Source organism: Arthrobacter sp. 4R501 (assembly GCF_002929755.1).
Taxonomy (GTDB): Bacteria; Actinomycetota; Actinomycetes; order Actinomycetales; family Micrococcaceae; genus Arthrobacter.
Genome location: NZ_PJIW01000003.1, coordinates 132128 through 151951, shown reverse-complemented (window position 1 = coordinate 151951; position 19824 = coordinate 132128). Strand labels below are relative to the sequence as shown.

Below are 19824 nucleotides of genomic sequence, written 5' to 3'. Positions count from 1 at the left end.
AAGGGAGCTTAGCAATATGCAGGACGCCGCAGCGGGACTCCGGACGCTCACCGTGGTGCGGCAGGATCATTCCCTCGGCGCCGCACGTGACCTGGAATTCGGCCTCGAACTGCTGACCCAGGCGAAGACCGGCAGGATCGGCCCCACGCTACGGCTGTACCGGCCCGCGCCGACTGTTGCCTTCGGTCAGCGGGATACCCGCCTGCCCGGCTTCGACGCGGCCGCCCGGGCCTGCCGCGAGCACGGATTTGAACCCCTGGTGCGGAAGGCGGGCGGACGCGCCGCCGCCTACCACGAGGGCACGCTGGTGGTGGACCATGTGATGCCCCATGCGGACGCCATTGCCGGTTCCAAGGGCCGGTTCAGCTTCTTTGGTGAGCTGCTGGCGCAGTCCCTGCGGGACGTCGGTGTGCAGGCAGAGGTTGGCGAAATTCCGGGGGAGTACTGCCCCGGGGAGTTCAGCGTTCACGGCACCCACCCGGCAGACCCGGCGCACCGGATCAAGCTCGTGGGCACAGCGCAGCGCGTGGTGAGCGGCGGGTGGCTGTTCAGTTCCGTGATCGTGGTGGAAAATTCCGCCCCCATCCGCAGCGTCCTGACGGACAGCTATGCAGCCCTGGGCCTGGATTGGGACCCGGCCACTGCCGGCGCGGCCAACGATCTGGTGCCTGGCCTCACGGTCCAGGATGTTGAGGACGCCGTTATTGCCGCGTACGCCGGCCACGCCTCCCTCCAGCATGCCGACTTCAGCAGCTATGCAGGTTTGGATACTCGGGAGGCGTAGCCCGCGCTTGCCGGGCCGGCTGGCCCGGTTTCAGGCCGGCCGGGGCCCCTTTAGTGGCCCCGGGCGATCCATTCGTCCAGGTGCGGGGCTTCGACTCCGATGGTGGTGCTGGCGCCGTGGCCGGTCCGGACCACCGTTTCGGCCGGGAGCGGCAGCAGCCACGTCCGGATCGACTCGATGATGGTGGGGAAGTCGCTGTAGGACCTGCCCGTGGCGCCGGGGCCGCCCTGGAACAGGGTGTCGCCGCTGAAGAGCGAGCCCTCGCCGTCGGGTCCGTCAGCCAGGTGGAAGGACACCGAGCCGGGCGAGTGACCGGGGGTGTGCAGGGCCGTCAGGCTGGCCCCCGCCACTTCAATGACGTCGCCGTGCTTGATGGCGACGTCGGGTTCCACATCCGGGTAGACGTTCCGCCAAAGCATCCAGTCTTCCCGGTGGAGGTGGATCGGTGCCTGGACGAGGTCCCAGAAGTCAGCTACTGAACGGATGTGGTCGTCGTGGCCGTGGGTCAGCAGGATCGCCTTGAGCTTCCGGCCACCGACGGCCGCGGCTACGGCCTTGGCATCGTGCGCGGGGTCGATCACCACGCATTCCTCCTCGTTGCCCACGATCCAGACGTTGTTGTCCACATCCCAGGTGCCGCCGTCGAGCGAGAACGTTCCGGACGTGACGAGACGATCGATCCGGACGCTCACAGTTCCACCACCGAACGCAGCACGGAACCGGAGTGCATCTTCTCGAACGCTTCCTCCACCTGGTCGATGGTGATCCGCTCGGTCACGAAGGCATCCAGGTCCAGCTTGCCCTGCTTGTAGAGGCTGATCAGCATGGGGAAGTCCCGGGACGGCAGGCAGTCGCCGTACCAGGAGGACTTCAGCGAGCCGCCGCGGCCGAAGACGTCCAGCAGGGGCAGCTCCAGGGTCATCTCCGGCGTCGGGACGCCCACCAGCACCACGGTGCCGGCGAGGTCGCGGGCGTAGAACGCCTGCTTGTACGTTTCGGGGCGCCCGACGGCGTCAATCACCACGTCAGCGCCGAAGCCGCCGGTGAGTTCCCGGATTTTCTCGACAGGGTCCGTTGCGGAGGAGTCCACGGTGTGGGTGGCGCCGAGGCCCTTGGCACGGTCCAGCTTTTTCGCGTCGATGTCGACGGCGATGATGGTGGTTGCGCCGGCGAGCGCGGCGCCGGCGATGGCGGCCACGCCCACACCGCCGCAGCCGATGACGGCGACCGTATCACCGCGCTTGACGCCCCCGGTGTTGATGGCGGCGCCCAGTCCGGCCATGACGCCGCAGCCGAGCAGGCCGATGGCGGCAGCATCGGCGTCGGGATCCACCTTGGTGCACTGGCCGGCGGCAACGAGGGTCTTTTCGATGAACGCGCCGATGCCCAGGGCGGCGGAGAGTTCGGTGCCGTCCTCAAGCGTCATCTTCTGGGTGGCGTTGTGGGTGTTGAAGCAGTACTGTGCCTGGCCGCGGTTGCACGCACGGCAGTTGCCGCAGACGGCCCGCCAGTTCAGCACCACGCGGTCGCCCGGGGCGACGTTCGTGACGTCCGGGCCCACGGCGCTGACCACTCCGGTGGCCTCATGGCCCAGGAGGAAGGGGAAGTCATCGCTGATGCCGCCCAGTTTGTAGTGCAGGTCGGTGTGGCAGACGCCGCTGGTGAGGATGTCCACCAGAGCCTCGCCCGGGCCCGGTTCCGGGACCAGGATGGTCTCCAGAGTGACCGGGGCCCCTTTGGAGCGGGCTACGACACCTTTGACTTTATGGACCACGAAAGGCTCCCTCATGCAGATAGACAGAACGGGACCAACACGGATGTTGGTCCCGTTCTGTCTACCACACGAGCTGGCGTGGTCAGGCTGCGAGGCGGCTCTTTACCTCGGCAGCGGAAGGGTTGGTGGCGGCGGTGCCGTCCGGGAAGAGCACGGTGGGGACGGTGCGGTTGCCGCCGTTGAGCTTCTCCACGAGGTCGGCTGTGCCCTCCACTTCTTCGATGTTGATTTCCGTGTAGCCGATGCCCTGCGCGTCCAGCTGCTTCTTCAGCCGGTTGCAGTAGCCGCACCAGGTGGTGGAAAACATGGTGATGGTGCCGTTCTCGGGGGTAAAGTCCACGGAGCTCTCCTGAAATCGTTGAGGGGGTTCGTTCCCGTCAACGGTAACCCGAGGCGGGCTATTCCCTGAGCCGGCCCGGCGGATGCGGCGCCGGATGACAGTAGATAACGCTGATGGCATGCTGGAGCCATGTGTGGACGCTATGTGATGGCACGGGCCGTGGGCGATTTGCTGGCCGACTTTGATGCCCAGCTGGAGGAGGAGGTGCACCTTCCCCCGTCCTGGAACGTGGCGCCAACCGACGCTGTCCCGATCGTCCTGGAACGGCTGATCGACGACGGCCCCGTGAGGCAGCTGCATGTGGCCCGCTGGGGCCTGGTGCCGTCCTGGGCGAAGGATCCGGGCATCGGCCCCAAGATGATCAACGCGCGGAGCGAGACGGTGCTGGAGAAGCCGGCCTTCCGCAAGGCCGTGAAGTCACGGCGCTGCGCTGTCCCGGCGGACGGGTACTACGAATGGAAGCAGGGCACCGGCAAAGCCAAGCAGCCCTACTACGTTCATCCAGGCAAAGGCAGCGGGCTGGTGTTCGCGGGCCTGTATGAGTGGTGGAAGGATCCGTCCAAGGCCGAGAGCGATCCCGGACGGTGGATGCTCTCCACATCCATCCTGACGGCAGACACCCCGCCGCCCGGTGCCGAGTCCACAATTTTCGGCAAGCTCACCGCCCTGCACGACCGCGTGCCGCTGCCCATGGACCGGGCCACCATGGCGTCGTGGATCGACCCGCAGATCGATGACGCCGCCTTCCTCGTGGACCTGGTCCGGGCCCACGTGAAGGAAGTCGCGGCCGACTGGCTTGTGGATTCGGTCGGCACCGAGGTGGGCAACGTACGCAACAACTCCCCGGAACTGATCCGGCCGGTGGAAGCCTTGTTCTAAACCGGCACTCGGGCGACATGCCCCTAAACGGTGACCTTGCCGGCGTCGTCCACTGTCCACGTGGGGTTGTAGGCAACTTCCCAGCGGAAACCGTCCGGATCGGCGAAATAGCCGCTGTACCCGCCCCAGGGCTGGGTGACCGGCGCGGCGACGATAGTGGCCCCGGCCGATGCCGCTTCCGCCATGACCCGGTCCACCGCCTCGGTGCTGGGCAGGTTGTGGCTGAGCGTAATGCAGGGGACCGGGCCGGGGGCACCTACCCCGGCCTCGGCGTGCATCTGCGCGGCGTCCCACAGGGAAAGGATGAGGCCGTGGTTGACCTGGATAAACACCACATCACCGGGAAACTCGCGGTGGACAGGCCAGCCGAGGCCCTCCGCGTAGAACCGGCGGGAGGCGTCAACACTGCGAACGCCTAGTGAGATGAAGTCGACTCTGGGCTGCATGCTTCGATACTGTCAGAAGATGGCAACAATTCAAGGAAACGATAGGGACGCTTTGGCCGACAAAGAACAGCTCGCAGCTGTTCGGATTGCGGTAGACGAAGTTGACGAGCAGATTGTCACCCTCATTGCTCGGCGTGAACGCCTGATCCGGATCGCCGGAACCCTGAAGGGGGACGACGCTGAAGTCCGCGCCCCCGGCCGGGTGGAACGGGTGATCGAGCATGTCCGGGCCGCCGCGGAAAAGAAGGACATTGATCCGGACATCGTGGAATCAACCTACCGGGCCATGATCTCGGGGTTCATCGAACTCGAAATGAAGGTCCACAAAGAAAGCAGCTGACGCTGCCGCAGGTGCTGTCCGGACACGGTTCCGGCAGCACCTGCCCCGGTGTTCCTTAGAGCGCTTCGTCGACTTAGAGCGCTTCGTCGACGGCGACGCCCGACTGGAACTCCCTGCCGTCAGCCTCGCTGAAGGCCGACATGATGTGGCCCTTGCCCAGGCCATGGACGGCCGCGACGGGGAAGTTGCCGGTGATGGTGCTGCCCGAGTGCGTCACGCCGCCAAGATCATAGTTTTCCTCGGCGCTCTGGTCATGGCTGAACGAGTAGAAGGCAATGGCCTCCCCGTTCATGAACTCAATGCCCAAGCGTCTTTGCGATGAGTAATCAGGGCTCGCCGCCACCAGTCCCACTACGTACGCACCTGCCCCCGGTATGTTGCCGTCGATATCAAAGGTTGCCACGAGCTTTTCGTCCTGGGCCTTGATGCTTACGTGCTTGAGGAGTGCGTCATTGGTGCTCATGCCACAATCCTGCCTCCCTGCTGCCCGTCCGTCCACCCCTGTCTAGGTTTTGTCGGAGCGTCGTCGTAGACTCAAGGTATTCGAACATGTATTCGAATACCTTGCTTTTGCATCAGCATTTTGCAGCAGCTCCGTTCAGTTCCGGGAGGCGACCATGGGTATGTTCAGCGAGTCCGTGGACGTTGTCTGCACCCCCGCCGGCCAGCCGCTGAACCTCCAGTGGGCCGGACGGCACTACACGGTGTGCGCCGAGCCCGTCCGGTGGTATGAACGCCGGCAGTGGTGGGCCGAGGAACGCCGTGCGCCGCTCGGCAGCGGGCCGGGGCTGGTGGACCACGAAATCTGGCGCGTCCAAGTGCAGGCGGACCCGCGGGGTGCCGGCCCCCGGGATGCAGGAGAGCCGCTCACCCTGGACCTGAGCCGGCATACCGGCAGCGGCCGCTGGAGGCTCCTGCGGATCCACGACGCCCTCCGGCCACAAACAGCATGAGCTTCTCCCACCTTCACGTTTCCACGGCCTTCAGCGCACACTATGGCGTTGCCTGGCCCGACGAACTGGCCCAGGTTGCCGCCGCGGACGGCGCAACCGCGCTCGCCTGCACGGACCGGGACGGCCTCTACGGCACCATCAAACACCTCAAAGCCTGCATGGAAGCTGGCATCGACCCCATCGTGGGGGTGGACCTTGCGGTTTTCGACGACGACGGCGACCACCGCACCCAGCTCGCCGGCAGGGTAGTGGTGCTCGCCCGCGGCCACAACAACGGGGCGGGCTACCGCGCACTGTGCCGGCTGGTGTCCGATGCCCATGCCCGCACCTCCGGCAAAGCCGGGGGAGCGGTGCCCGTGGCGGTCACCCGCGCCGAACTCGCCTCCCGCACGCTCGACCCCAAAACCCTGAAACCGGTCCTGACGGTCCTGATCGGCCCGGATTCCGACGTCGGACGGGCCATGAGCGGCCGCCGCTACCTCCGTCCGCGCACCCTTTTCAAAAGCTGGCTGGACGCCATGCCCCCAAGAACCCTGGTGGCGGAAGTCGTTTCCCAGCTCACTGCCCCCGGAGCGCCCCTGAGCACCGCCCACGCAGTACGAATGCTCAAACTCGCGGAAGAACACCACGTACCGGCCGTGCTCACCAACGCCGTCCGCTACTGCGCAGAGGACGGCGCCGCCACAGCTGACGTGCTCGACTCCGCCCGGACGCTGAAGTCACTCCCCGAACTCGCGGCCGAACCGCTGCTCCAGCCCAACGGGCAGGCCTGGCTCAAATCCTCAGCGCAGATGCTTCAGCTCGGCAAGGAAATCATCCGCGCCGCAGGGTATGGCGCAGCGGACCTCAAACAGCTGATGGCACAGACCGAGGCGCTCGCCGACTTCTGCCGGATTGACCCGGTGACTGACATGGGCTGGAAGCAGCCGGTGGTCCCCGAGGCATCGGTCATAGGCATCAGCCAGGACCCGCACGATGAACTGGTGCAGCGCTGTGAGGCCGGGATCAGCAGGCGGTTCCCCGGAATATCAGGCTCAGCCCACAAGGACATGCGCTCGCGGCTGGAGCACGAGCTGGGAATCATCAGGAACCTCGGGTTTTCCTCCTATTTCCTCACGGTCGCGGAGGTCTCCCGGATGATCATGGACATGGGGGTCAGGGCAGCCGCCCGTGGTTCCGGGGCCTCCAGCCTGGTCAACTACCTGATTGATGTCAGCCAGGTGGACCCCCTGCAACACGACCTGATCTTCGAACGCTTCCTGTCCCGGGACCGGGCCACGCTGCCGGACATCGACATCGACGTCGAAAGCGCCGAACGGCACAACGTGTACCGGCGGATCTTTGACCGCTTCGGTTCCGAGCGCGTCACGCTGATGAGCATGCAGAACGGGTACCGCGCACGCGGTGCAGTCCGCGACGCCGGGATGGCCCTGGGGATGGACGATGACGACGTCGGTGAGATCGCCAAGCAGCTGTGGCGTTTTTCGGCCCGGAAATTCCGTGAGGCACTGGTTGAGAAACCTGAGCTGCGGGAGTTCGCCGGCCGGGTGGAACAACGGGACTTCGCCGAAAACCAGCAGCTTGACCTGCTGGTGGACCTCACGGAACGGCTGGACCGCCTGCCCCGCCATATCTCCATGCATCCCTGCGGGGTGATCCTGGGCGATGCCACGCTGCTTGACCGGACCCCGGTGCAGCCCAGCGGGCTGGGGCTGCCCATGAGCCAGTTCGATAAACACGACATGGATCCCATGGGCATGCTCAAGCTTGATGTCCTGGGGGTCAGGATGCAGAGCGCCATGGCGTTTGCCGTCCGGGAAGTCATCCGGATCCATCCTTCCAAAGCGGAAGTGGTGGCGGCAGGGGCCCACCCTGCAGGTCCTGACGGGACCGGGCCGGACTACATCGCCGAGAACGGCCACATCGACCTCAACGCCGTGCCGCTGGATGATGAACCAACCTACGAACTGATCCGCAGCACCCACACCCTGGGCTGCTTCCAGATCGAGTCACCCGGCCAGCGTGAACTGATCGGCAAGCTGGCGCCGCGTGAGTTCAATGACCTCATCATCGACATTTCGCTGTTCCGGCCCGGCCCCATGAAATCGGACATGGTGCGGCCCTTCCTGGAGCACCGGCACGGCTTCGCACCGGAGGTCTACCCGCACCCCGACCTGAAACCCGTGCTGCAGGAAACCCATGGCGTCACTGTCTTCCATGAACAGATCCTGAAAACCTTCCACGTGATGACCGGCTGCGGCCTGGCGCGCGCGGATGAGTTCCGCCGGGCGCTCGGCAACGAGGTCCACGAGCTGAAAGTGGAAGAGTTCTTCCGCAGGGAAGCCCGGATCAAGGGGTACACCCCGGAAGTGGTGGACAAGGTCTGGGGGACCCTGAAAGCCTTTGGCAGCTTCGGCTTCTGCAAGGCGCACGGTGCGGCATTTGCCGTTCCCACCTACCAGTCCGCGTGGCTCAAGACGCACCACCCCGAGGCTTTCCTGGCCGGGCTGTGGGAACACGATCCCGGCATGTACCCCAAACGGCTGCTGGTTGCCGAGGCCCGCAGGCTGGGCATCCCCATCCTGCCGCTGGACATCAACCACAGCCATGCCGAGTACCGGGTGGAACGGGTGACGGACGGGCCGGACGCCGGCAAGCTGGGGATCAGGCTGAGCCTTAACGGCATCTATGGCCTGTCCGGGACCGAGCTCAAGCGGATTGTCGCCGGCCAGCCCTACGACTCCCTGGCTGACCTCCGTGCCCGGTCCAGGCTGAGCAAGCCAAGCATCAAAAGGCTCGCCCAGCTGGGAGCCTTTGACTCCCTGCACCGTGAATCGGGAGGCGCCGCCAACCGCGCGGACCTCGTCCAGCACCTGCAGCAGCTCCAGGCCGCGGGCGGTACCCGGAAGGGCCTCGACATCATGGACGGGCAGCTGTCCCTGCCGCTGGGGGATGTGGAGTTGCGGAACGTCAAGCCCGGGCTTCCCGCGCCCACCCTAGTGGAAAACGTCCGGGCAGAACTGGACCTGATGGCCATTGATGTCAGCGGGCACCTGATGGACAGCCACCGGCCCATGCTGGATCGGCTGGGGGTCACCACTGCAGACAAACTGTTGAGCCTGCGCAACGGCACCGAGGTGCTGGTGGCCGGGGTGCGCATCGCCACCCAGACACCGCCCATGCGCGGCGGCCGGCGGGTGGTGTTCATCAGCATCGACGACGGCACCGGCTGCGTCGACTCCGTGTTCTTCCATGAAGCCCAGGAACAGGCGGGGCTGCTGCTGTTCGGCACCAGGCTTCTGCTGATCCGGGGCACCACCCGGCGGACAGGTCCCCGGGGAATCAGCCTGAGCGCCAGCATGGCCTGGGACCTGAGCCGGGTGGAATCCCTGCCGTTCGCGGCGGATCGGGTGGAGAGCACCGATGTGCCGCATCCTTTGGACGGGATCAGCCGAAGCCTGGCGATTACCGGAATGGGCGGCTGAGCGGCCGCGGGTCCCGTTGGTCGGCCTCCCGGGAAACCGATAGCATTGACGATGGCTGGCTGTGGTCCCCGTACGCCGCAAGCTATGAAGCCTAAAACTTTGAATAGGAGACACCCGTGTCAGATGCCCAGCAGATCACCCTCATCGTCGATGGCGAAGAGACCAAGGTGACTACCGGGACAACCGGTGCGGAACTCTTCTTTGAGCGCCGCGACGTTGTTGTTGCCCGCGTCAACGGCGAGCTGAAGGACCTGGACCAGGAGCTGCCCGAGGGCGCCGAGATCGAGGGCGTCACCATCGATTCCCCGGACGGCCTGGACGTCCTCCGCCACTCCACCGCCCACGTCATGGCCCAGGCCGTGCAGCAGCTGCGCCCGGACGCCAAGCTGGGCATCGGCCCGTACATCACCGACGGCTTCTACTTCGACTTCGACGTCGCTGAACCGTTCACCCCCGAGGACCTCAAGACCCTCGAGAAGATGATGCTCAAGATCGTCAACCAGAACCAGAAGTTCGTCCGCCGCGTGGTCAGCGAGGACGAGGCCCGCGAGGCCATGAAGAACGAGCCCTACAAGCTCGAACTCCTGGGCAAGAAGAACAACGCCGCCGAAGCCGGCGAGGGCGTCAACGTCGAGGTCGGCGCCGGCGACATCACCATCTACAACAATGTCGAGCGCAAAGAGGGCACCACGGTCTGGTGCGACCTCTGCCGCGGCCCGCACCTGCCCAACACCAAGCTCATCTCCAACGCCTTCGCCCTGACCCGGTCCTCCTCCGCGTACTGGCTGGGCAACCAGAAGAACCAGCAGCTGCAGCGCATCTACGGCACCGCCTGGCCCACCAAGGACGCGCTCAAGGCTTACCAGGAGCGCATCGCCGAGGCCGAGCGGCGCGACCACCGCAAGCTCGGCGTCGAACTTGACCTGTTCTCCTTCCCTGACGAGCTGGGCTCCGGCCTGCCGGTGTTCCACCCCAAGGGCGGCATTATCCGCAAGGAGATGGAGGACTACTCCCGCCAGCGCCACGTCGACGCCGGCTATGAGTTCGTCTACACGCCCCACATCACCAAGGGCCACCTGTACGAAGTCTCGGGCCACCTGGACTGGTACAAGGAAGGCATGTTCCCGGCCATGCATGTGGACGCGGAACTTAACGACGACGGCACCGTTCGCAAGCCCGGCCAGGACTACTACCTGAAGCCGATGAACTGCCCCATGCACAACCTGATCTTCCGCTCGCGTGGACGGTCCTACCGCGAACTGCCCCTGCGTCTCTTCGAATTCGGTTCGGTCTACCGGTACGAAAAGTCCGGCGTGGTACACGGCCTGACCCGGGTCCGTGGCATGACACAGGACGACGCCCACATCTACTGCACCCGCGAGCAGATGAAGGACGAACTCACCAAGACCCTGAAGTTCGTGCTCGACCTGCTGAAGGACTACGGCCTGAACGACTTCTACCTGGAGCTGTCCACCAAGGACCCGGAGAAGTACGTCGGCGAAGACGCAGCCTGGGAAGAAGCCACCCGGACACTCGCCGAAGTGGCTGAGGAATCCGGCCTGGAACTCGTCGCGGATCCGGGCGGCGCGGCCTTCTACGGCCCGAAGATCTCCGTCCAGACCAAGGATGCACTCGGGCGAACCTGGCAGATGTCCACCATCCAGTTGGACTTCAACCTCCCGGAACGCTTCGAGCTGGAATTCCAGGCAGCCGACGGCACGCGCCAGCGTCCTGTGATGATCCACCGTGCGCTCTTCGGTTCCATCGAGCGGTTCATGGGTGTCCTCACCGAGCACTACGCCGGCGCGTTCCCCGCGTGGCTTTCCCCCGTGCAGGTGGTGGGCATCCCGGTAGCCGAAACGTTCAACGAATACATGTTCGACGTCGTTGACCAGCTCAAGGCGGCGGGCATCCGCGCAGAGGTGGACACGTCCTCAGACAGGTTCCCCAAGAAGATCCGCACCGCCAGCAAGGACAAGATCCCGTTTGTCCTGATCGCCGGCGGCGACGACGCCGAGGCGGGCGCGGTGTCCTTCCGTTTCCGTGACGGGAGCCAGGACAACGGCGTGCCGGTGGCCGAGGCCGTCAAGCGAATCACGGAAGCCGTCCGTAACCGGACCAGCTAGCGGAAACGGATAAGAACACGGTGCAGGAGAACACAGGCGCAGGCTATCCAGGGGATGCCGGCGTGACAGATGACTTTGAGCTCGCGGGCGTGCCGGATGCTTTCCAGCGCCTGTGGACTCCGCACCGGATGGCCTACATCAAGGGCGGCCAGCACCAGTTCAAGAACGAGAACGACTGTCCCTTCTGCGTGGGTCCGGGCCGGACTGACGAGGAAGCCCTGATCGTCTACCGGGGCAAGACCTGTTACGTGGTCCTCAACCTGTTTCCCTACAATCCGGGGCACCTCCTGGTCTGCCCGTACCGGCATGTCCCGGACTACACGGACCTCACGGTGGAAGAGACCGCGGAATTTGCGGAGATCACCCAGACGGCCATGCGGGTCCTGCGCAAGGTGGCGAACCCGGGCGGGTTCAACCTCGGCATGAACCAGGGCGTAGTGGGCGGGGCAGGAATCGCCGCGCACCTGCACCAGCACATCGTGCCGCGCTGGGGCGGGGACGGCAACTTCTTCCCCATCATTGCCCAGACCAAGGCCATCACGCAGACCCTGGATGAAGTCCGCCAACAGGTTGCAGAGGCCTGGCCCGGGGAGACGGATGCTGAATAGGCATGCGCGCGGGTTTTTCACCGCGCTTTTCACTCCGCTTGCGCGCTGGCTCCTGAAAATCGGTGTTTCCCCTGATGCTGTGACGGTCATCGGAACCGCCGGGGTGGTGGTGGGTGCGTTGGTCTTCTACCCCCTCGGCCAGCTCTGGTGGGGGACCCTGTTCATTACCGCGTTCATTTTCTCGGACGTGCTTGACGGCATTATGGCCCGGCTGCGGGACACCGGCGGCCGCTGGGGAAACTTCCTGGATTCCACCCTGGACAGGATCGCCGACGGCGCGCTGTTCGCGGGTGTGGCCATCTGGTTCTTCACCGGGGGCGACCATTACGCCATCGCCGTCGCCGCCATGCTGTGCCTCGTTTTGGGCATGGTGGTCTCGTATGCGCGGTCCAAGGCCGAATCCCTTGGCTTCACGGCGAATGTGGGCATCGCCGAGCGCGCCGAGAGACTGGTTTCGGTGCTCGTGGTCACCGGATTTACCGGCCTGGGATTGCCCCCGGTGGTTCTTCTGGTGACGCTTGGACTCCTGGCCCTGGCCAGCCTCATCACGATCATCCAGCGCGTAGCCACCGTCCACCGCCAGGCCTTTGCGGAGTCCGCAGCTTCGGATTAAGCCTGATTAAGCCCGCCGCCTGCCGTGGGACTAGTATTGTGACTGCCCGGTCAATGGATCCGGCAACCCGGTGCGTGTACCTTCGGTTTCTTGCCGCCCTCACGCCCGGCGAAGATCATCTATCTACCCATAGGGGTTTTTGTGTCTACACCTGATGTAAGCAGCGAAGCCGGTTCGTCCGCGAACAGCGTCACGGGCAGCAACCGCGTCAAGCGCGGCATGGCTGAGATGCTCAAGGGCGGCGTCATCATGGACGTCGTCAACGTTGAACAGGCCCGCATCGCCGAAGACGCCGGTGCCGTTGCAGTGATGGCGCTGGAACGCGTACCGGCTGATATCCGTGCCCAGGGCGGCGTGTCCCGGATGTCGGACCCGGACATGATCGACAAGATCATCGCAGCCGTGTCCGTCCCGGTCATGGCCAAGGCCCGGATCGGCCACTTCGTAGAGGCCCAGGTCCTGCAGTCGTTAGGCGTGGACTACATTGACGAGTCCGAGGTCCTGACCCCGGCCGACTACGTCCACCACATCGACAAGTGGAACTTCAAGGTTCCCTTCGTCTGTGGCGCCACGAACCTTGGTGAGGCGCTGCGCCGCATCAACGAAGGCGCGGCCATGATCCGTTCCAAGGGTGAGGCCGGCACCGGCGACGTCTCCAACGCCACCGGCCACATGCGCCAGATCCGCGCCGAGATCGCCAAGCTTTCCGCCTTGGCCGAGGACGAGCTTTACGTCGCGGCCAAGGAGCTGCAGGCCCCGTACGAACTGGTCAAGGAAGTTGCCGCCGCCGGCAAGCTCCCCGTGGTGCTGTTCACCGCGGGCGGCATCGCCACCCCGGCCGACGCTGCGATGATGATGCAGCTCGGCGCCGACGGCGTGTTCGTCGGTTCGGGCATCTTCAAGTCCGGCAACCCGGCCCAGCGTGCCGCTGCCGTGGTCAAGGCCACCACGTTCTTCGATGACCCCGACGTTATCGCCAAGGCCTCCCGCGGCCTCGGCGAGGCCATGGTGGGCATCAACGTCGACGAGATCCCGCAGCCGCACCGCCTCTCCGAGCGCGGCTGGTAACAGCTCCAAAGCAGTACGACGGCGGCGGGTCACTTTTCGAAGGTGGCCCGCCGCCGTCGTCCGCTAAACCCATCTGACTCGCAGTTAACGTCGCGAAATTCGCTTTTCACGACGTTAAGTGCCAGTCAGTTGGGGGAGTGGTGCGTTAGTCGAGGCCGCGGCGTTTCAGCAGGGGCTCCAGCGTTGCGTCGCGTCCGCGGAGCGTGCGGAAGGATTCCAGCGGGTCCCTGCTGTTGCCGCGCGAGAGCAGCTCCTGGCGGAAGCGTTCACCGTTGTCGCGTGTTAGGCCGCCGTTCTCGGTGAACCAGTCCACGGTTTCGGCATCCAGCACCTCACTCCAGATGTACGAGTAGTAGCCGGCCGCATAGCCAGCTCCAGCGAAGATGTGCTGGAAATAGCCGGTGCGGTAACGCGGCGGGATCAGGGCATGGGCCACGCCCGCGGCCGCGAGGGACTTCGCCTCAAACGCCAGGACGTCGTCGGGGATTTCGGTTTCGTCCAGCACATGCCAGGCCAGGTCCAGCAGCGCGGCACCGAGGTATTCTGTGGTCCCGAAGCCTTCGCCCCAGAGCCGTGAGTCGTTCAGCTTGTCCACCACCTGCTGCGGAAGCGGTTCGCCGGTGGCGTGGTGCCGGGCATAATTGGCAAGCACCTCCGGCCACAGGATCCACATCTCGTTGACCTGCGACGGGTATTCCACAAAGTCACGGGGGACAGCAGTCCCGGCGAACCGTGGATACGTCACGTTCGACAACAAGCCGTGGAGTGCGTGTCCGAACTCGTGGAACGTGGTGCGTAGCTCGTCCAGCGTCAGGAGTGTGGGCTCGCCCGCCGGCGGCTTGGAGATGTTGAGGTTGTTGATCACCACGGGCCGGGTGCCCAGCAGGCCCGACTGGTCCACCAGCGAGTTCATCCAGGCGCCGCCCCGCTTGGATTCGCGGGTGTAGTAGTCGCCCAGGAACAATCCCAGTCCGCTGCCGTCCTGGTCCCGGACTTCCCAGGCGCGGACGTCCGGGTGGTAGCCTGCGAGGTCCTTGCGTTCGTGGAACGTGATGCCGAAGAGGGATGTGGCGGCGAAGAAGACGCCGTCCCGGAGCACGCGTTCCAGCTCGAAATAGGGGCGGAGTGCCTGCTCGTCCACGGCGTACTTTTCCCGCCGCACCTTGGCTGAGTAAAACGCCCAGTCCCAGGCCTCCAGCGGATGCCCTGCCGCCTCGGTCAGGGCAGCAGCCTCGGCGTCGGCATTGCGCACAGCCGCCGGGGCCAGCCTGGTCAGCATGGACTGGACCGCGTCGAAGTCGCGGGCTGTCTGGCGGTCCACCACGAGTTCGGCATAGTTGGCGAAACCCAGAAGGGCTGCCTTTTCAGCGCGCAGGCGTGCCGTCGACCTGGCCAGTTCCAGGACGTCCAGGCTGCCGCCGTCACTGCCCCGGCCGGTGGAAGCTTCAAACAGCCGACGGCGGACGTTCCGGTTTTCGAGGGCAGCCAGGGCAGGCTGGTTGCTGGGCTGGATCAGCGTCAGCAGGAATTTTCCGTCGTGGCCAACGGCGCGGGCCGCCTCAGCGGCGCTGGCGACATCGTCTGCCGGCAAGCCGGCCAGTTCGGCTGCTGTGTCCAGCAGCAAGGCAGAAGATTTCATGGCCTCCTTGACCCGCTGGCCAAACTCCGTGCCCAGTTTGGACAGCTCTGCGTTGATTTCCTTCAGCCGTTCCTGGCCCGGCTTTTCGAGCTGGATCCCGGACTGGCGGAATTCCTTCACGTACTCCTCCACGAGCCGGACGGACTCACCGTCATGCCCGGAGGTGTCAATCGCCGCGAACCTGTCGAACAGCGCCCGGTTGAGGTAGATCTCGTCCTGATGCGCCGAAATGCGGGGTGAGAGTTCGGTTTCCAGGTCACGGATTTCGTCTGTTGCGTCGGCTGAGGCAAGGGTGAAGAAGGAGTCGGCCGCCCGCTGGAGCAGTTGGCCGGACTCCTCCATGGCCAGGGCCGTGTTCTCGAAGTCCGCCGGCGCCGGGTTGTCCACGATCGCCTGGATTTCCACCAGATGTTCCGCCAGGCCAGCGTCGATGGCACCGGCGTAATCGGATGGTTTGATCCGGGCAAAAGGCGGCAGCTTATAGGGGAGGGCGCTGGCGCTGAGGAGGGGATTCGTCATCACGCTAACCTTTCATACTGGCGCATGCTTCTCAACGCGCGGCTTTGCCGAATTTGCGCGGCGGCCAGACCTACAATGACGCCTATGGGGAAAAGGTTGGGCGCTGCGTCGGTGCGCGCTGTTGCTGTTCGTTCCGCTGCTGCGGTGTCCGCCGGCTTCCTGGCCGCTGCCCTGCTGGCAGGATGCGGCCTGGTCGCCGAACAGACTGTTCCGTCCTCCGGTGCAGCCGCGACTACCGGCGCCGGGACAAGGCAGCCAAGCCCGACGGCGACCCCCACCCCGACGCCCACTCCCACCCCCGGCGCGGGGCCCGCCTGCCCCACGCTGCGGTGCACGTCCGTCATCGTGACCGGCGACATGCTGGTCCACACCCAACTCTGGCAACAGGCCCGCGACGATGCTGCCGCAGCAGGCAAACCAAGGCTGGACTTCACCCCGCTCCTCGAAGGCCAACGAAAGTACATCCACGCCAGCGACCTCGCTGTCTGCCACCAGGAAACGCCCGTGGCCGGGCCCGATGGCCCGTTCTCCGCGTACCCGTCATTCAACGTCCCGCCGCAGATCATCACAGCCGCTAAGGCGGTGGGGTACCAGGCTTGCACCACCGCGAGCAACCACACGATCGACCGAAGCACGGACGGAGTACTGCGTACCCTGGACGCCCTGGATGCGGCGGGGCTGAAGCACACCGGTTCCTACCGCACCCAGACCGAGTCGCAGGGAATCCTGATCCTGCAGACCAACGCCGCCAAGATTGCCATCATCCAGGGAACCTACGGGCTCAACGGCCAATACCCTGAATACGACTGGCAGGTGGACATGCTGGATGCGCCCACCATGATCGCCAAGGCCGTGAAGGCAAGGGCGCTCGGCGCGGACATCGTGCTCGGTGCCATGCACGCCGGCGACGAGTATGCCAGTGAAGCCAACGCCCAGCAGCAGGAGGTGGCCCACGCCCTGGTGGACAGCGGCCAGTTCACCATGATCTACGGCCACCACACCCACTCGGTGCTGCCCATCGAAAACTACAAGGGAACCTGGATCGTCTACGGCCTGGGCAACGGAGTCACCGAACTATCGCCCTGGTACGTGGTGAACAACGAGGGATTGCTGGTGCGGGCACAGTTCAGCCAGGACGCAGCCGGGAAGTGGACGGCGTCGGACCTGGCCTGGGCCCCCTCGGTGATTGTCCGCGATCCGTACCGCTGGTGCTCGGTGGCAACCGATGCACCGCAGGGCGTCTGTGCAACTCCCGAGGCCGACGCCGCCACCAGGGTGAGGACCGCCACGGTGGTCGACTCGATGGGCGCGGCCGCTGCCGGCGCGCACGAACTGCTGATCACTAAGGATCCCTGAGACAGTTCGACGGGGAAATCGTCCGCGCAGCGCTACTCAGCGCGTACGGCGCGTTGCGTGCTCCCTGGCCAGCACCGCGTAGCGGTCGTCCGGGGCGCCGGCCGTGAAGGTGCCGTATTTGCGCTCGGCAGCGGTCCTGATGAGGAAGTCGGCGATGGCAGGGTTCTTGGGCAGCAGCGAACCGTGTAAGTAGCTGGCCACGACATTCTTGTAGCGTGCGCCCTCGTGACCGTCGCTGCTGTTGTTGCCGGTTCCCTTCGCGGTGGTCCCCAACGGCCGGACGCCCGCACCCAGCGTGGTCTGCCCGCTGTGGTTCTCGTATCCCAGCACCTCGCCGAACTCTTCGGTGGCCACCCGTACGTTTCCGATCAGGCGCTCGTCCGTGCCGTGTGTCTCCACGTCCAGGACACCGATGCCCGGTATGACCGAGCCTAAACGGGTCTTGAAGAAGCGCCCGAACAGCTGGTACAGCCCGCAGATCACCAGCATGGGTGCGCCGTCCTCGGCCAGCTTCGTGAGGACGCCGGCCTGCGACTGCAGGTCGTCCTTGATGACCAGCTGTCCGCTGTCCTGGCCGCCGCCCCCGACAACCAGGTCAACATCGGCGGGAAATTCGTCGCCGACGTTGTACTCCAACAGCTCCGGGGTGTAGCCGTGCCAGCTGATCCGCTGCTTGAGGACCAGGGCGTTGCCCCAGTCGCCGTAGATGTTCATGTCCCGCGGGTAGAGCTGCAGGACCCGGATGGTCCCCTTGGAATTCTGTTCGACGCCGTCCGGCCCGATGCCGGTTGATTCAGCGGTCATGAGACCACCTCCACTGTGGTGATTTTGGACAGCTCGCGGCGGATGGCCAGCATGGCTGTGTAGGTGCAGAAGATCCGCTTCGGTTTGCCCTTGGCGTCCCGGATGAACGCGGCGAGTGCGGGCGCGATCTCCGGCTGGACCCCGCCGATCCGGACGTCGTCATACTGTAGCCGCAGCGCCATGTCGTAGGCGCGGGAACCTGTCAGCTGGTTCACGCCGCCGTCGCGGAGCGAATCGAATTCCACGTCCCAGAGCCAGGACATGTCCCGGCCGTCGGCGTAGTTGTCGTTGATGGCGATCATGGTGGCGTAACCGCCTGCGGGGAAGGACTTCAGTCCCAGCCGGAAACCGCTGGGGTTCTTCACCAGGACGAGGTCCAGGGGCTGGCCGTCCACCGTGAGGCTTTCGCCGCGGCCGAACGCCGGCTCCACCTGGGACAGCGCCGTGAGCAGGGTGGAGTGGTCGGCTGTGGCGGCACCGCCGCCACAGATGCTGCGGGCCAGGGTCAGCGCCGCAGCCGCGTTAAAGATGTTGTAGACGCCGCGGAGCTTCATCGCGGTGGTGACCGTGGCGCCGTCGTACTCAAAATCGGCGGTGTCCGGCCCCACTTTGCGGAGTACGACGTCGGCCGCTGGCTTGTGGGGGAGCGCTGCGGGGGCGGGGCTGCCGGGCGCTGCCCGCATGTCGTCGTCGTTGGGGAACGTGCTGAGGAGCGAATCGTCCAGGCCGAAGTACTGGACGTCCTGGCCGGTGAGGGTTTCCGCGATGCGGGCCACCCGCGGATCCTCCCGGTTGAGGACCACTGTTCCGGTGGTTTTGTCGGCGATGTGCTGCAGCAGCTGGGCCGTTTTGTCGATCTCGCCGAACCGGTCCAATTGGTCACGCAGGACGTTGAGCAGGAGGCTGTACCGCGGCGGAACACGGTTCACAAAATGCGTGGCGTGGGCTTCGTCGAGCTCCAGCACGGCGACGTCGGCCCTGAGCCTGCCGCGCCAGTCCACTTCGCCCAGCAGGGCCGCCGCCACGCCGCGGGTGAAATTGCTGCCGGTGCGGTTGGTGAAGACCTTCAGGCCCTGGCTTTCCAGGAGTTCCACCACCATCTTGGTGGTGGTGGTTTTGCCGTTGGTTCCGCTCACCACGGCGACGCCATGGGGGAGCGTGGAGAGCGTCCGCTGCATAAAGCCGGGATCGATTTTTTCGACCACCAGCCCGGGCAGCGCGGACCCTCCGCCCCTGAGCCGGGACACCCGGCGGACCAGCTTGCCGAGCGGAACACTGATGTAAAGCATGCTCTGTAATATATCCCAGCAACGGCATAGAACCCTTCCCGGAAGCGCTTCCGGCGCCGCCCCGGGACCAGCGCACATTATGCTGATTGGATGACAAACCCCCTTTCGGCTGCTTCTGCACGCGTGGGCTCGGGCCTCCGGATCGGCGTCCTGGCACTTCAGGGCGACTTCCGCGAACACCTCCGGGCCGTGGAAGCCGCGGGTGCCGCCGGCGTCGGAATCCGCCGCCCCTCCGAACTGGACGGCCTGGACGGCCTCATCATTCCCGGCGGAGAATCCACGGCCATCGACAAGCTGGCCCGCGCCTTTGAGCTGGCCGGACCGTTGAAGGACCGGATCCGCGACGGACTGCCGGTCTACGGTTCCTGTGCCGGCATGATCCTCCTCGCCGACGAGATCGCCGATCCCGCCACAGACCTGGCCGGCCACCCGCAACAGACCTTCGGTGGCCTGGACATCACTGTGCGGCGCAACGCCTTTGGCCGGCAGCGCGAGTCCTTCGAAACGGACCTGGATTTCAAGGGCCTGGACTTCAGCGCCACGGAATCCGGTGTCGCTCCGGTACACGCAGTGTTTATCCGCGGCCCCTGGGTGGAACGCGTCGGCGACGGCGTGGAGATACTGGCACAGGTGGAGCCCGCAGACCCTGAGCACGCGTCCCACGCGGCGACTCTGCCGGGGACAGCTAGAATTGTTGCAGTGCGTTCCGGCCACCTGCTGGCCACCTCCTTCCACCCGGAAGTGACTGGGGAGAAACGCGTACATGAACTTTTTATCCGCATGATCAGAGGAGACGCGTAA

19 protein-coding genes are annotated in these 19824 nt (G+C 65.4%); 11 read left to right on the top strand and 8 right to left on the bottom strand.

All coding sequences use genetic code 11. The annotated features are described in order from the left end of the window. Positions 1-16: 16 nt before the first annotated feature. Positions 17-784 (top strand): lipoate--protein ligase, encoded by a 768-nt coding sequence (locus CXR02_RS03665; RefSeq protein WP_104060770.1) that lies wholly within the window; start codon positions 17-19, stop codon positions 782-784. 50 nt (positions 785-834) lie between these two features. Here the strand turns inward: CXR02_RS03665 and CXR02_RS03660 are convergent, their stop codons facing one another. From CXR02_RS03660 to CXR02_RS03650, 3 genes are all read right to left on the bottom strand, one after another. Further along, positions 835-1476, bottom strand: coding sequence for an MBL fold metallo-hydrolase (locus CXR02_RS03660; protein ID WP_104060769.1), 642 nt, complete (start codon positions 1474-1476; stop codon positions 835-837). Further along, complete coding sequence (locus CXR02_RS03655; protein ID WP_104060768.1) at positions 1473-2558, bottom strand: S-(hydroxymethyl)mycothiol dehydrogenase; 1086 nt, start codon at positions 2556-2558, stop codon at positions 1473-1475. The genes CXR02_RS03660 and CXR02_RS03655 overlap by 4 nt, the downstream gene beginning before the upstream one ends. Positions 2559-2640: 82 nt before the next feature. Further along, on the bottom strand, positions 2641-2898 hold the full coding sequence (locus tag CXR02_RS03650) for a mycoredoxin (protein ID WP_056340387.1): 258 nt from the start codon (positions 2896-2898) through the stop codon (positions 2641-2643). Positions 2899-3027: 129 nt separating this feature from the next. Here CXR02_RS03650 and CXR02_RS03645 point away from each other — a divergent pair, with 129 nt between their 5' ends. Continuing rightward, positions 3028-3777: an SOS response-associated peptidase gene (locus CXR02_RS03645; RefSeq protein WP_104060767.1), complete on the top strand. Its 750-nt coding sequence runs from the start codon at positions 3028-3030 to the stop codon at positions 3775-3777. A 23-nt stretch (positions 3778-3800) separates the two neighbouring features. Here CXR02_RS03645 and CXR02_RS03640 read toward each other — a convergent pair whose 3' ends face one another. Continuing rightward, positions 3801-4223 carry a VOC family protein gene (locus tag CXR02_RS03640; RefSeq protein WP_104060766.1) on the bottom strand — a complete coding sequence of 141 codons (423 nt, stop codon included), beginning with the start codon at positions 4221-4223 and terminating at the stop codon, positions 3801-3803. Between the two features lie 19 nt (positions 4224-4242). Here CXR02_RS03640 and CXR02_RS03635 point away from each other — a divergent pair, with 19 nt between their 5' ends. Then, positions 4243-4563 carry a chorismate mutase gene (locus tag CXR02_RS03635; RefSeq protein ID WP_104060765.1) on the top strand — a complete coding sequence of 107 codons (321 nt, stop codon included), beginning with the start codon at positions 4243-4245 and terminating at the stop codon, positions 4561-4563. Between the two features lie 73 nt (positions 4564-4636). Here CXR02_RS03635 and CXR02_RS03630 read toward each other — a convergent pair whose 3' ends face one another. Continuing rightward, entirely contained in the window at positions 4637-5026 is a 390-nt protein-coding gene (locus CXR02_RS03630) for a hypothetical protein (protein ID WP_056340376.1), read from the bottom strand. 154 nt (positions 5027-5180) lie between these two features. On the opposite strand from CXR02_RS03630, the gene CXR02_RS03625 reads away from it, so the two are divergent. The 6 genes from CXR02_RS03625 to pdxS all read left to right on the top strand — a co-directional run bounded on the left by CXR02_RS03625 (position 5181) and on the right by pdxS (position 13416). After that, positions 5181-5516, top strand: a complete 336-nt coding sequence (locus CXR02_RS03625; RefSeq protein WP_104060764.1) for a DUF6504 family protein — start codon at positions 5181-5183, stop codon at positions 5514-5516. Further along, a complete protein-coding gene (locus CXR02_RS03620; RefSeq protein WP_104060763.1) occupies positions 5513-9001 on the top strand; it encodes a DNA polymerase III subunit alpha in 3489 nt (1162 codons plus the stop codon). Before CXR02_RS03625 ends, CXR02_RS03620 begins: the two co-directional genes overlap by 4 nt. Before the next feature lie 116 nt (positions 9002-9117). After that, positions 9118-11127 (top strand): threonine--tRNA ligase, encoded by a 2010-nt coding sequence (gene thrS / locus CXR02_RS03615; protein WP_104060762.1) that lies wholly within the window; start codon positions 9118-9120, stop codon positions 11125-11127. A gap of 20 nt (positions 11128-11147) precedes the next feature. Then, complete coding sequence (locus CXR02_RS03610; RefSeq protein ID WP_056340364.1) at positions 11148-11735, top strand: HIT domain-containing protein; 588 nt, start codon at positions 11148-11150, stop codon at positions 11733-11735. Beyond that, positions 11725-12348 (top strand): phosphatidylinositol phosphate synthase, encoded by a 624-nt coding sequence (gene pgsA / locus CXR02_RS03605; protein WP_104060761.1) that lies wholly within the window; start codon positions 11725-11727, stop codon positions 12346-12348. Before CXR02_RS03610 ends, pgsA begins: the two co-directional genes overlap by 11 nt. 141 nt (positions 12349-12489) lie before the next feature. Continuing rightward, on the top strand, positions 12490-13416 hold the full coding sequence (gene pdxS / locus CXR02_RS03600) for a pyridoxal 5'-phosphate synthase lyase subunit PdxS (protein WP_104060760.1): 927 nt from the start codon (positions 12490-12492) through the stop codon (positions 13414-13416). A gap of 145 nt (positions 13417-13561) precedes the next feature. On the opposite strand, the gene CXR02_RS03595 is transcribed toward pdxS, so the two are convergent. Continuing rightward, entirely contained in the window at positions 13562-15574 is a 2013-nt protein-coding gene (locus CXR02_RS03595) for a M3 family metallopeptidase (RefSeq protein WP_104060759.1), read from the bottom strand. Positions 15575-15658: 84 nt separating this feature from the next. On the opposite strand from CXR02_RS03595, the gene CXR02_RS03590 reads away from it, so the two are divergent. Further along, positions 15659-16930 (top strand): CapA family protein, encoded by a 1272-nt coding sequence (locus CXR02_RS03590; RefSeq protein WP_104060758.1) that lies wholly within the window; start codon positions 15659-15661, stop codon positions 16928-16930. A 36-nt stretch (positions 16931-16966) separates the two neighbouring features. Here the strand turns inward: CXR02_RS03590 and CXR02_RS03585 are convergent, their stop codons facing one another. Further along, a complete protein-coding gene (locus tag CXR02_RS03585; protein WP_104060757.1) occupies positions 16967-17734 on the bottom strand; it encodes a type 1 glutamine amidotransferase in 768 nt (255 codons plus the stop codon). Continuing rightward, positions 17731-19023, bottom strand: a complete 1293-nt coding sequence (locus CXR02_RS03580; RefSeq protein ID WP_104060756.1) for a Mur ligase family protein — start codon at positions 19021-19023, stop codon at positions 17731-17733. The genes CXR02_RS03585 and CXR02_RS03580 overlap by 4 nt, the downstream gene beginning before the upstream one ends. Before the next feature lie 90 nt (positions 19024-19113). Between CXR02_RS03580 and pdxT the strand changes: the two genes are divergently transcribed. Next, the gene (gene pdxT / locus CXR02_RS03575) at positions 19114-19824 is read left to right on the top strand and encodes a pyridoxal 5'-phosphate synthase glutaminase subunit PdxT (RefSeq protein WP_056340341.1); all 711 of its coding nucleotides are present in this window, start codon (positions 19114-19116) and stop codon (positions 19822-19824) included.